The sequence below is a fragment of the Petrotoga sp. DB-2 genome (assembly GCF_054051725.1).
Genome location: NZ_JBSVZD010000017.1, coordinates 1 through 13,159 on the forward strand (window position 1 = coordinate 1; position 13,159 = coordinate 13,159).

General features: G+C 34.1%; 13 protein-coding genes. 6 read left to right on the forward strand and 7 right to left on the reverse strand.

Features of this window, described 5'->3' with window-relative positions; translation table 11 throughout:
* Positions 1-112: 112 nt before the first annotated feature.
* The gene (locus tag ACW9JY_RS06725; RefSeq protein WP_457283787.1) at positions 113-1,663 is read right to left on the reverse strand and encodes an alpha-amylase; all 1,551 of its coding nucleotides are present in this window, start codon (positions 1,661-1,663) and stop codon (positions 113-115) included.
* A gap of 274 nt (positions 1,664-1,937) precedes the next feature.
* On the opposite strand from ACW9JY_RS06725, the gene ACW9JY_RS06730 reads away from it, so the two are divergent.
* The 6 genes from ACW9JY_RS06730 (at position 1,938) to ACW9JY_RS06755 (ending at position 7,231) form a co-directional block, all read left to right on the forward strand.
* Positions 1,938-2,630 carry a DUF554 domain-containing protein gene (locus ACW9JY_RS06730; protein ID WP_457283788.1) on the forward strand — a complete coding sequence of 231 codons (693 nt, stop codon included), beginning with the start codon at positions 1,938-1,940 and terminating at the stop codon, positions 2,628-2,630.
* 208 nt (positions 2,631-2,838) lie between these two features.
* A complete protein-coding gene (locus tag ACW9JY_RS06735; protein ID WP_103077662.1) occupies positions 2,839-3,981 on the forward strand; it encodes a hypothetical protein in 1,143 nt (380 codons plus the stop codon).
* A 19-nt stretch (positions 3,982-4,000) separates the two neighbouring features.
* Positions 4,001-4,978: a glucosyl-3-phosphoglycerate synthase gene (locus ACW9JY_RS06740; RefSeq protein WP_103077663.1), complete on the forward strand. Its 978-nt coding sequence runs from the start codon at positions 4,001-4,003 to the stop codon at positions 4,976-4,978.
* The gene (locus ACW9JY_RS06745; protein WP_457283789.1) at positions 4,975-6,471 is read left to right on the forward strand and encodes a hypothetical protein; all 1,497 of its coding nucleotides are present in this window, start codon (positions 4,975-4,977) and stop codon (positions 6,469-6,471) included. The genes ACW9JY_RS06740 and ACW9JY_RS06745 overlap by 4 nt, the downstream gene beginning before the upstream one ends.
* Before the next feature lie 42 nt (positions 6,472-6,513).
* Positions 6,514-6,774: a DUF3783 domain-containing protein gene (locus ACW9JY_RS06750; protein WP_103077665.1), complete on the forward strand. Its 261-nt coding sequence runs from the start codon at positions 6,514-6,516 to the stop codon at positions 6,772-6,774.
* A gap of 13 nt (positions 6,775-6,787) precedes the next feature.
* Positions 6,788-7,231, forward strand: coding sequence for a reverse transcriptase-like protein (locus ACW9JY_RS06755; protein ID WP_457283820.1), 444 nt, complete (start codon positions 6,788-6,790; stop codon positions 7,229-7,231).
* A gap of 5 nt (positions 7,232-7,236) precedes the next feature.
* Here ACW9JY_RS06755 and ACW9JY_RS06760 read toward each other — a convergent pair whose 3' ends face one another.
* From ACW9JY_RS06760 to ACW9JY_RS06785, 6 genes are all read right to left on the reverse strand, one after another.
* Entirely contained in the window at positions 7,237-8,187 is a 951-nt protein-coding gene (locus tag ACW9JY_RS06760; protein ID WP_457283790.1) for a sulfotransferase, read from the reverse strand.
* Between the two features lie 20 nt (positions 8,188-8,207).
* A complete protein-coding gene (locus tag ACW9JY_RS06765; protein ID WP_457283791.1) occupies positions 8,208-8,921 on the reverse strand; it encodes an ABC transporter ATP-binding protein in 714 nt (237 codons plus the stop codon).
* Positions 8,906-9,640, reverse strand: coding sequence for an ABC transporter permease (locus tag ACW9JY_RS06770; RefSeq protein WP_457283792.1), 735 nt, complete (start codon positions 9,638-9,640; stop codon positions 8,906-8,908). The genes ACW9JY_RS06765 and ACW9JY_RS06770 overlap by 16 nt, the downstream gene beginning before the upstream one ends.
* Positions 9,637-10,563, reverse strand: a complete 927-nt coding sequence (locus tag ACW9JY_RS06775) for an ABC transporter substrate-binding protein (protein WP_457283793.1) — start codon at positions 10,561-10,563, stop codon at positions 9,637-9,639. Before ACW9JY_RS06775 ends, ACW9JY_RS06770 begins: the two co-directional genes overlap by 4 nt.
* A gap of 159 nt (positions 10,564-10,722) precedes the next feature.
* The gene (gene thrC / locus ACW9JY_RS06780; protein WP_457283794.1) at positions 10,723-11,787 is read right to left on the reverse strand and encodes a threonine synthase; all 1,065 of its coding nucleotides are present in this window, start codon (positions 11,785-11,787) and stop codon (positions 10,723-10,725) included.
* Complete coding sequence (locus ACW9JY_RS06785) at positions 11,774-13,069, reverse strand: homoserine dehydrogenase (protein WP_457283795.1); 1,296 nt, start codon at positions 13,067-13,069, stop codon at positions 11,774-11,776. The genes thrC and ACW9JY_RS06785 overlap by 14 nt, the downstream gene beginning before the upstream one ends.
* Between the last annotated feature and the right edge of the window lie 90 nt (positions 13,070-13,159).

Below are 13,159 nucleotides of genomic sequence, written 5' to 3' on the forward strand. Positions count from 1 at the left end.
AAGTATGGGCATTGTCAGTTACGCTAATTTTTAACAATTTTTTTGATTTTTACCTCTTGACATATCACCGATTAGCTTTTTAAGATTTTGGTATTTGATTTTTTCCTTTTAATCAAAGAGGTACCCATACTGACCAACCTTCATTTTCACTCATTATAACTTTGAAATCCCCGTACCCATTTTCATCAGTTGTTACTGTACCTTGTATATGACCTGTATAATCGTAGAATGTTGAGTTAGGCTGGCGTGAATTAATACGTTTGGTTCTCACTTCATTTGTTTCTCCATCTGAAATCAATAAAACAAGCCCGTCTTTTTCCACCTCTGGTAGCCCTTCTCTTACATAGCCGTACACATCTTCATCGTTGTTATCAACTTCATACCCTCGCCCATATGCGTAATCTCTTCTTACTTCTAATAGTTTGTCTATTCCTTCTTTCATTCCATATATGTAGTAATCTTTCCAAAAAACAACCGGTGTTCCGTACTCTCTGGTTAAAATATAGGCATAAGCTTGATACTTTCTTCTGTAGATTCCAGGCTTATTGTCTTCGTCTCTATTAGTATCGTGGTTATCAATGAAAGTAACCGCCCTATCCTCATACCCATCTTTGTTCACCAATCCGACAAATTTTAGATTTTTTAAATCTGCGCCATCGATCATATCTTCAAAAAAGGTTCTCAAAGGAAAGTCGAATACTTTCAAACTCTCATTATCTACAGTGTCAAGAAACCTAGCTAATTCGTTTGTATTTTCTATCCATGCTTCCCCGACATAAAACAAATCTTTCGTTGAACTGTCTTGTACATCGTTTATCCATTCATTAACAAACCTATAATCAACATGCTTTACAGCATCTAAGCGAAATCCATCAAAGTTTATATCGTTTACAATCCACTTCCCCCAATTAGTAACATCTTCTTTCACAGCAACATTTTCATAATCAACGTCTGCTCCCATCAAGTAATCATCATTCAAATAAAATGTATAATCCCAATTTTTGCCTTCAAACAAATACTTGCCTTTTGTCTTGGTTTTTTCGTCCCAATCAACTCCATCAAAAGATTGCCAATTCCAAGTAAAATCACTGTATTTACCGTTTCTGCCTGGGAAGTTAAAAACCGTCCATGCTTGTATAGTTCCGCCTGGTTTGTCAGGGCTACTTTCACTCAACTTAACCTCTTCGGTCCCATCGGCACCCATCCTATGATTCAATACCGCATCGTAATAAACCTTTATGTTGTTTGAATGAAGTGAAGAAATTGCATCTTCTAACTCTTCTTTTGTCCCATACTTTGTGCGTTTCGTACCTTTTTGATAAAATTCTCCCAAATCCCAAAGGTCGTATGTTCCATACCCTACATCATCTTCTCCATGCATACCTTTGTTTGCAGGGGGTAACCAAACCGCTGTAAAACCTTTTTCAGATAGCTCAGAAGCTCTCTCTTCCAACAGGACCCATAAATCTTCTTCTTCAGGATGACCCACTAAGTAATCACCTCTTGCCATCTCCCAGTAAAAGGCTTGAAGAATTGTTTCGTTCTGCGGCGAGGGGATCTTTTGATCAAGTGGAAGTTTAAGAAAAGTACCACTGCATCCAAAGAGTACACTAATCAACAGAAATATTAGTATACCAACAAAAACTTTTCTTTTATTTACCAAAACTAAAACTCCTTCCTGTTAAAGATAATTGTCATAAATGGAAATGTTTTCATTCAATTATAACACTAATGGAAACATTTCCACAAACCCGAATAAGAACGATTATGGACGATTGTAAGAGTTTAGAGCAAAATAAATGCAATTAGAAAGCAAAATCTTAAAATTTCTTTATCTTTGTAAGTTATTTGTAATTAACCATATGATTGTTTGTTTGGTATAATTATTAAAAAACTTTTAATGGATTCAATGCCGCAAAAAGGGAGGGGAATTAAAAGTGTTCAACATCGCTGTCATTGTAAACACTTTAGCCGTTTTAATTGGGGGTACATTGGGAACATTTATTGGGAATAAATTGCCAGATAACTTGAGACTTATTTTATTTCAAAGTGTTGGTCTGACTACTTTTTTGATCGGAATAGGGATGGGGTTAGATGCAAGCAATTTGATCGTGGTTTTGGTATCTTTGGCACTGGGAGGAGTAATTGGAGAGTTATTGAGAATTGAAAACGGTCTAGGAAAATTGGCAAACATCGTTGAAAGATCACAGGGAGAAACACCTTTTGTAAGAGGATTTATTACCGCCACCGTTCTTTTTGTTATAGGCCCTATGACGATAATCGGATGTCTAAATGCCGGTCTTTCAGGAGATAACTCTGTTATTTTCTTAAAATCTGTTCTGGATGGAATTTCTTCTATGGTCTTGGCCTCGGTTTATGGTGTGGGGGTTACCTTCTCTGCTGTGAGTGTATTTTTGATTCAAGGTTTGATAGTTAGTTTGGCGGGAATGCTTTCTTTCCTTTCAAATCCTTATTATTTGAATGATTTTACAGCCGTTGGCGGGGCGATGATAATTGCCATTGGAATAAGACTTTTGGAGATAAAAGATATAAAAGTAGGAAATTTCCTTCCTTCTTTGATAATTGTCGTTTTGATAAATTATATTCTTACCTTTTTTGGCAGGTTTTGACAAATTCCTATAAAATATGTTATAATGTTTAATAGAAAGACTAACAAATGTTTTCTTCTTATTTAAACTACTATTCATATCTTTGCCGCCCATACTATATTCACCTATATTTCTAATACTGATGAATTAAACAAAACTAATTATCAAACCTTTTTCGAAAGGTCCTTGTTTTTGTTACTTGTTAAAAAGGCAGAAAGGAGGAATCTAAATGCTTAGATTAGAAGATGCTTTATGGAAACTGGAAAAATATGAGGATGAACTGTTATCTAATACGATACTTTACAATCAGCTTCCTTTAAAAAACTTCGACGAGCAAAAAAATTTTATAATAAACAGATTGAGAGAAATGAATCTACCCAATATTAAGGAAGATGATGAAGGGAACGTATATGTCTCGTTTGTTAACGACGATACATCTCCTACGGCACTTGTTTTCACAACTATAGATGAGATACACGATCCACTTGTTGAAAGATTTGCCAGGGTATTAAAAGGAAAAATAGAAGGTTTAAAAATCGTTTCGTCTTCACTTAAAGTAGCAGCTCTCTTAACTATGATAAAGTTCTTACACTCAGAAAATGTAGACTTAAGAAAGAACGTATTTTTCCTCTTTCTTAACCAGGCAAGAAAAAACAAATTTTTGAGTTTAGGACAGTTTTTACAAGAAAATATCAAAAGTTTGGACTATGCCATTAAAGTCAATGGTATCAATTTAGGAGATCTCGGTCATCGTTCTTTGGGAAAATATGTCTACAAATTAAAATTTTATTCCCGAGATTCAATACACAAAACTTCTAAAACTCCATCAACCCTAGAAATATTGTACAGAATAACTTCTAATCTGAAAGAAAATGCAGATATGGAAGGCACGTCTGTAAGCATCTTAAAACTTGACAGATTTGAGGACAACACTGAAGTGATAATGGAGATAAAGAGCGAAGGAGACCAAGATTTAGAAACTATAAGTGAAAATTTAAGATCCACCGTCACGGAATTGGCTGAAAGATACAATTTAAAGATAAAATTGAATCTACTTTCATACATTCCGACCACTTTCATACCAAAAGACCATCCCTTGATCGAACAGATCAGAGAGGTTCACAGTCATTTAAACATCAAAACCAAATTGGTTGCTTTAGACAAAGATGAAGCATTGATAATTAAATCAGGTATTCCAGCAGTTTCCCTAGGTATAGCGAAAGGTGAAATATTAGATGGCACAGAATATTTTGAAAGAGATGGTGTAATGAAAGGTCTGAATCAAATTTTGATGGTAGTTGATAATGTAACAACAGAAAACTTTGCTGAAGAAGAGATAGATCAGGACATTATAGGAGAAGAAAAAGATTAAACAGAAAGGAAGATAAAAGATGAAGGACAATATTTTAAAACGTTCTTTTCACCATTCAAAGTTTGAAAACATTAAAGAGCTTGTTAAATTAAAAGAAAAACAAGATGTAAAAATATCCCTTGCCTTTCCTTCTTTAAACGAAGAAAAAACAATTGGTAAAGAGATAATCATTATGAAAACAGAACTTATGGAAAAATATCCATTATTGGATGAAATCGCTGTAATTGACTCTGGCTCAGAGGATGAAACAGTTTCTATAGCAAAAGAGTACGGTGCAAAAGTTTTTTACTCCAGTGATATTTTACCCGAATACGGTTTTTACAAAGGAAAAGGGGAAAATTTATGGAAAAGTTTATACGCACTTAATGGTGATATAATCGTATGGGTGGATTCAGACATAGAGAACATACATCCAAAATTCGTATACGGTTTAGTTGGTGCTTTGTTGAATTATCCAGAAATAGGCTACGTCAAAGCCTTTTATGATAGACCCATTGTTGGGAAATCAGCAATGCAACCAACGGGTGGAGGAAGGGTTACCGAATTGGTTGCAAGGCCTTTATTTTCTTTGTTTTACCCGGAGTTATCAACGATAATTCAACCGTTAAGTGGTGAATATGCAGGAAGAAGGGAAATTTTAGAAAAACTACCGTTTTTTGTGGGATACGGTGTGGAAATTGCTCATCTCATTGACATAGCTGAAAAATTTGGCACCGAGATAATAGCTCAAGTGGACCTTGAACTTCGAATACACGACAACCAACCTTTACACTCACTGAGTAAAATGGCTTTTGAACTCACAAAGGTAGTATTAAAAAGATTGGAAAAATATGGAAAATTAGATTTAAAAACCGAATTGAACGATAAACACCTAATGATTCAAAAAAAAGAAAATGAGAAGATATTAGTTCCAACGGAGATACTAAGTGTTGAAAGACCTCCTATCATCACCATCCCAGAGTACAAAGAAAAGTTTTCAAAAGGGGAGAAGGTATGAACAACCTTTACATCTTCCACTATCATTACATAAAAGGTGGAGTTTCTACCGTTGTTAGAAATATTGTAAAATCTCTAAAAGACGAATACAAAATTACTCTCTTTGGTTCAAAAAAAATGGGGATAGATGGGATAGAAGAGGTCTTATCTTACAAAAATGTTGATTTTATTGATTTCCCAGAGCTCGGATACATATATTATGACAGCACCGATTATAAAACTTTTCTTGAACTCAAAGAATCTATAAAAAACAAATTGAACAATTATCACGATGAAAGGGCTATATATTGGGCCCACAACTATAATTTAGGCAAAAATCCTGCATTCACACAAGCATTTAAAGAATTTATCACAACAAAAAATGTACCCACAATTATTCAAATTCACGACTTTCCTGAATGTGCAAGATGGGAAAACTATTCTTTTATAAGAAAATTCATAAATTCTTCCCTATACCCAATAAGAGAGAATATACAGTATGCAACTATCAATCTATCCGATTACAATAGGCTTATAAAAAGTGGTATACCTTCAGAAAATACTTTTTATCTTCCAAACGCTGTTGAATTTGCTAAAAATAAAGATAAAATAAAAGACATTGACAAAGATGAAGTCATAAATAAACTAAAGAAATTGGGATATAACGTTGATCCCACAAATAAAAACATTTTGTATCCTACAAGGACGATAAGAAGAAAGAATATCTTAGAAGCGGTACTTATAAATCGTTTGTATGGAAAGAGTAATCTTCTTGTCACATTACCAGCTAATTCTGATAAAGAAAGGCCTTATGAAAAAGTTGTAAAAGAAACCTTTGAATCTGAAAAAGTTAAAGGAGCTTGGGCTATTTCAGCAAAAGATCCTTCACTTTTTCCATATATACTGAATATTTCTGATCTTTTCTTTTCTTCTTCAGTATTAGAAGGATTTGGAATGATATATTTAGAATCCAAATTCAACGAAAAAAACTTTTTAACCAGAAAATTAGATGTGATAGAAGATTTCAAAAATATACAAGAAATAAGTTATTACGATAGATTTTTGGTTAGTCTTTCTCCTAAAGAAATAAACAAAGTAAAAGAAAAATACGAAGAACAAATTAACAAGATACCTATCTCTGAAGAAAACAAAAATCACTTAAGACAAGATTTAAACAACAAATTTGATAAAGATTTAATTGACTTTTCATTTCTCCCCGTAGAACTTCAAAAGAAATTCTGTATGGAAGAAGAAACAAAACTTAAAGATTTGAAAGAAATCAACAAAGAAATATTTGATAAAATAGAAACGTTGACTACAACAAAGCACGTTGACCAAGGAATAAACATAGAAGATTTCTCTTTGAAGGCGTATAAAAGTAAAATATTTTTATTATTAGATAAAGTGCAATCTAAAAAAGGTAATACAAAGGAAATAGAAGATACAATAATTGACGAAAATATTCTAAAATCTTTTCTAACGATAAACAATATAAGATTACTCTTTTCTTATTGAGCGGGGCGAAGGGGCGCTAACACAACTTAGGAGGCTATTCCCATGTATGAAGATATTAAAAACATTCCCACAATTATAATTAACGGTATGTCTAAAGAACAGATACTCAGAATAATGAAAACGATAAAAAATATGGAAAACTTACCTGAAAATATAATTTTTGCTTCCATTACTCCAACAAGTTCTCAGTGGACAGTCGAAGAACTAATCAAAGAGCTAAAACAGGAAGACATAGAAATGAAAAAAGTAACAGAAAATCTCAAAAAAGGGGTATACGACAATTACAAAAAAGACAGCAAGTGAGAATAAAACTCTCATCGCCTATGTCGATGGAAGTTATGACGTGGAAACAAAAATATACGGTAGCGGCATAGTATTTCTAGATGATGAAGAAAAACATCTCTTCTTTTCTGGTAATAACCCAGAATACTCCTCTAGCAGAAATGTTGCCGGAGAAATAAGTGCATCCATCTGCGCAATGGAATACGCTAAAGAAAAAGGTTACGAAAAGATAATAATAAATCATGATTACATCGGATTAGAGAAATGGTGTACTGGAGAATGGAAAACGAATAAAAAAATAACCATAGCTTATAAAAATTGCTATGATTATTTTAGTAAATTTTTAACAATACAATTCAATTGGGTAAGGGGGCACTCAGGAGATCATTACAATACATTGGCAGATCAATTGGCTAAAAAAGCATTAGAAAGCAAAAATTTCCGTGATTTAATAACGAAATATTTTTATACAAATTGATTTTTTCATGCAATTTCAAACCTGTATCCTTTCTCCACCTTTTCGCGCCATTCTGATTCTTGACCATAATTAAACTTTTTCATCAATTGTCCACAATGTTTTTCCACAATAACTGCTTCCTTATTTTTCCACTCTTTCCAATGGGGGATAACGTAGTTTTTGGAACTGGAGTTAATTTTTCTATTCAATAGTTGTGGTTTGAACTCATAATTCTTTGAAAAACCGTCTTCAAAATTGGTAATAAAATCCAAAAAATCTTTGAAATACTTTTCTCTATCCTGATTTATCAAGAGATCTTCATATCTAAAAACTTTAAAATTTGCTTTGCTGCTCATTTTTTCGAGAATAAAAGAATTAAGTTTGTTATAATACCAGCAGAGTTTTTCAAATTTCGACATATTTTTCCATTTTTGTGCGTAAGGATCATCTTTGAAATCAGTTGCCTTCATGCTTATATTTAAAAAAGGAAAATCTATTTTACTATACAGTAGGGATGCCTTTGTACTCATTACAGATCTGATCCATGTTCGGGGATCTCTAATAACAAATACAACCTTGCTGTTTGGAAATACTTTCTCAAGTAAGTCTACAACTCCATGTAGATGGTTATTCGATTCAACATAAAGCTCAGTGATAACATCTTTAAGTACGGACTTTCGCATTTGTTCTATATACCTTAATGCCTTATCATCGTTAACCCTTCCCGCACGTCTGTCGCTACTAAGTTTATACATAGAATATTTTGGAGTTAATTGACCTATTGTCATTCTTAAAAATCCATATTTTTTAATATCTTTCTTCCATTTGTTCCTATCTGTCACAAAAACTCCAGCGGGCTCATGAGTAGAATAACAATCATCGATCATAGAAGGAAGAACTTTACCTATGAACTTAGTGCCGGTCCTACCTGTGGAGACAATGAAAACTGAATGTTTGTAAATTGGAATAAACTTCACCTCCAAACCTCTTTATGCTTTTAAACCAATACATCTTCAGATTGGCTCATTACAAACTTTGTAATCTGGCTTTCTAACTCTAAAAATCTTTTATCATAAATATTTTTCTCTTCTTTCAAAAGATTTATATTAAAAACATTTAATATTCTAGCAGGTCTTTGCGACAAAATAACTACTTTATTTCCCAGCATCAATGCCTCTTTTATGTCATGGGTGACCATTAATATTGAAAAATAATTTTTCTTCCACATCTTTTCTATATCTTTTATTATTGATAGTTTAATATTTAGATCCAAAGATGTGAAAGGTTCATCCATAAGCAAAATCTGTGGTTCAACTAATAAAGATCTGGCAATATTTACCCTTTGTTTCATACCTCCACTTAATTTAGAGGGTAAAAGATTTTCAAAACCTTCTAAACCTATCATATCGATAATTTGTTTAATTTTCTTTTCATCGTCTAAAACTATTTTTAGGTTGTCGTAAATCGTTCTCCAAGGTAATAATCGAGGTTCTTGGAAAACGTAACCGATCTTATCAACAAAGGTCTCAACTGCTCCTTCACTTTGCCTTTCTAATCCTGAAACGATCCTAAAAAAAGTGGTTTTTCCACAACCAGACGGCCCCAACAAAACGATTTTTTCTCCTTCTTGCATATCAAGACTCCAGCCATCTATAACCAGAAGATCTCCAAACCTTTTGGTTAAACTATCAACTTTTAGTACATTTCCCATCTTTCTAACATCCTTCTTGAAATAATTTTAAATACACGCTCTGTAACTATACCTAATACAACAGCTATGATAGTAATTGCATAGATCTTAGGAACATCGACATACTGTCTCGCCCAAGCAAGTTCTACCCCCAAACCATTTCCACCAACTAGAAACTCTGTAACTAACACAACTTTCCATACATTCCCTATCGAAACTTCTATTGCTGCAATTACAAACGGAATGATCGAAGCTAAGTATACATGCCTAAATATTTTAGACCTTGATACTTTGTACAACCGTACCATCTCAAGCAATTTTCTATCGATGTTCTTAATCCCAGAAGCGGTTGTAAAAACCGTATTAGGTAAAATGGCCATAGTGCTTATTAAAATAGGGCCACGCCATCCAACCCCCCATAGAAATACAACAAAAGCAAGCCAAGAAACCACCGGTATGGCTTGTATCATCATCAGCATAGGCCTAAAAATTTCATATATCGTATCGCTCATTCCCATTAAAAACCCCAAAATTATTCCGATAAAAGAGGAAAGAAACAAAACAATTAAAGTTTTCCATACCGTGTTCCATAATGCCACATAAAACCTCGGTGTACTTAGCTGATTTATTAAATTGCCTAAAACTTCATGAGGAAAAGGTAACACAAAAGATGAACCTATGACAAAAGAAAGAAAGTACCAAAGTAAAACGATCAACACAATTCCAAAAATAGTTTTCATCGATAATAAAATCCTTCTGTCGGTAAAGTAGGCAACCCTTCCGGATAAAGTTCATGCATCGTATTTAAAAAGTTATCTACTTCTTCTTTACATTCCACAATATGAATGTATTCAAAAACCAATCTATTCATAGCTTCTTTAAGTATTGGAACGGGGATAGTTAAGTATTCGTTGGTTATTTTTAATGATTGATCTAAATTTGCATTAGCCCACTCAACACTTTCAGAAAACGCATTCTCAACTTTTGAAACGATATCAGGTTCTTTTTCTAAAATCTCCTTTTTAACAAAAAGTCCTGCTATAGGAAGACCATACTTTGAACCTGAGATTTTATTCCATTCATTTTGAAAGTCTAAAATTATTTCTCCTTCAGTCCCTGTTATAGCTAATGTGGCAAACGGTTCTGGTAAAGCAGCATATTCTACCTTACCTGCTTTGAACAGAGAAACTATCTCCTGGGGAGGAAGGTAGCTGAATTTTACATCTTTATCTGGAACCAAACCACTTCTCACCAAAAGATACCTCATCAAAACGTCTACAGTTTGACCTCGACCATGAGGAGAATAGATTTCATAACCTTTTAAACTTTTTACATCTTCAAAATCAACATTGCTACTTCCTACCAAATAAAATGCTTTCCACTCGTGAACACCTAACAATATTATTTCTAAACCTTGAGCGTATAAATTTGCACCTACGGTTATAGGAAGCACGGCAAAATCTGCTTGATTGGAAACCAATAACGCTACAGCTTCATTAGCATCCTTCCAAAGACTTACATTTATTTCTACCTCTTCTTCTATCGTATCTTCCATCAACCCTGTTACCGGAATGACGGTTGGACCTAAAGGATTAGTGACTGTAATAGAAAAGACCAAGAGTGTAAAGAAAAAAGAGACAATTAACAAAGTTATTTTTTTCATGGGTATTTTCCTCCTGCATCTCTCTAATTTAATATCTTTAGAAACTCCAAACTTTACATATAGCGCCCCTTTACCAGACGTTAAGGGGCAAACCCCTTAAAAACCCCAAAACCTTATTTTGTTTAAAAACTTCTTTTGCACAGAACAGCAAAACACTGATTACAGTCCTATCATTTTCAATATGGTACCAATTTCTGGTTCTACTGGATTGACCCTCGGTATCACACTAATTGCAGTATCGGGATCTTTTAAACCATGTCCCGTGAGTACCGCAACAATTTTACTTCCTTTTTTTATCTTATCCAATTTGAGCATCTTTTTAACACCAGCTACCGAAGCTGCAGAAGCAGGTTCTGCAAACACACCTTCGAGTGATGCCAATTCTTTATACGTGTTCAATATCTCCTCGTCGGTAACAAAATTTATAAACCCACCGGATTCTTTTGCGGCTTCTACAGCCTTCTCCCAATTAACTGGATTCCCTATTCTTATGGCAGTTGCAACGGTTTCCGGTTCCTTTATGACCTGATTTTTTACAATAGCTGCCGAGCCTTCCGCTTCAAAACCAATCATCTTGGGCAACTTGTCTGTTTTGTGATCTTTAAAGTATTCTTTGAAACCTTTCCAGTACGCTGTGATGTTTCCTGCATTCCCCACTGGAATCGCCAATATATCAGGAGATTTACCACCTAATTGATCACATACCTCAAAAGCTGCACTTTTTTGCCCCTCTATCCTGTATGGATTAAGTGAGTTTACAAGGGTTATAGGGTAATTGTCGGCAATCTTTCTAGTAATCTCTAAGGCAACGTCAAAATTACCTTTTATCGGTATAACTATAGCCCCGTGCATTAGAGCCTGAGACAATTTTCCGAGGGCGATTTTCCCTTCAGGAATTATAACCGCTGTTTTTAATCCTGCCCTACTTCCATAAGCCGCAGCGGAGGCAGATGTGTTACCCGTTGAAGCACAGATTATGGCTTTATCACCGTTCTGAACCGCTTTGGTTACGGCTAACGTCATTCCCCTGTCTTTAAAAGATCCCGTTGGATTAGCCCCATCATATTTTAGATAAAGCTCAATATCCCAAATATTACTCATTTTTTCTGCAAATATCAAAGGAGTGTTCCCTTCTTGCAAAGTAATTATTTCTGTTTTCTCATCGACGGGCATGTATTCTTTATAAGCATTTATTATACCCGACCAAAAACTAAAATTTCTCATTGAAATCCTCCACCCTTATTATATTTTTTATTTCTATCACATCATCTAATTCTTTCAACGAATCGATTGCTTTTTTCATTTTTTTCTCTTCGATTGGATGCGTAAGTAAAAATATTGGTACAACAGGATTAAGTCTGTGTTTTTGAATTACAGAAGCGATGCTAACTTCGTTATCTCCAAAAGCCTTGGCTATTTTTGCAAAAACACCGGGTATGTCATTCACTCTCAATCTTATATAGAAAGAGTTTTCAATCTCATCTGTCCCAATTAACTTCAAGCCGTTTAACCTTCCGATACTGTATTCGTTTTCAATATGGTATTTAATACTTTTGGCAGCTTCCATAATATCTGCAACAACCGCGCTTGCGGTTGGCATTTCTCCGGCACCTTGTCCGTAAATCATTATATCTCCAACAACGTCTCCGTGAATCTGTACGACGTTGTATACACCGTTGATTTTTGAAAGCGGATTACTCTTTGGTATAAAAGTTGGATGGACCCTTATATCCAACATCTTGTCTTCGTACCTTTTTCCAATAGCCAATAATTTGATAGTGTATCCTAATTCCTCAGCTATTTCTATATCTTCCCTTTCTATCTTATCAATTCCTTCTACATAGATTGAATTAACATCTATAAAACTCTCAAAGGCTAATGAAGACAAAATACTTATTTTATATGCACAGTCCAAACCACTTACATCAAAATATGGATCACTTTCCGCATAACCTAGGCTTTGAGCCTTTTTTAAAGCATCTTCAAAATCAATGGATTTTTCAGTCATTTGAGTTAAAATATAATTCGTAGTCCCGTTTAGAATCCCATAAATTCTTCCTATTTTATTTGCAATCATAGACTCTTTCAGAGTTTTAATTATTGGGATTCCACCACCCACGCTTCCTTCATAATATACCTTGACATTATTGTTCTTTGCTAGTTGAAATATCTCTCTACCATACTTAGCTAATATTAACTTATTGGCCGTTACAATATTTTTGTGATGGTTGATAGCTTCTTTAATATACCCTAATGTTGGGGTTTCTCCACCAATTAACTCCACCACGAGCTGAATTTCAGGATCTTCTACGATCTCTTTATAGTCTTCAGTAAGCAATGAAGCATCTACATCGTACTTCCTTTTTTTATTCTTTTCATTCACCAAGATCCTTTTGATTTGAATTTCCTCACCTAGTTTTCTTTCTATATCTTCCTTTTTAGTTGTGAGGATATTGTACACGCCTCCTCCAACCGTACCGCAACCAAGAAGACCTACTTTAATCATTGTAACTCCCTCCCTTTTCATTGACAATAACTAACCCCGGATGTTGATAGTTGAAAAAGTTATGAAATATTTTCTTGAATTATGAAATTG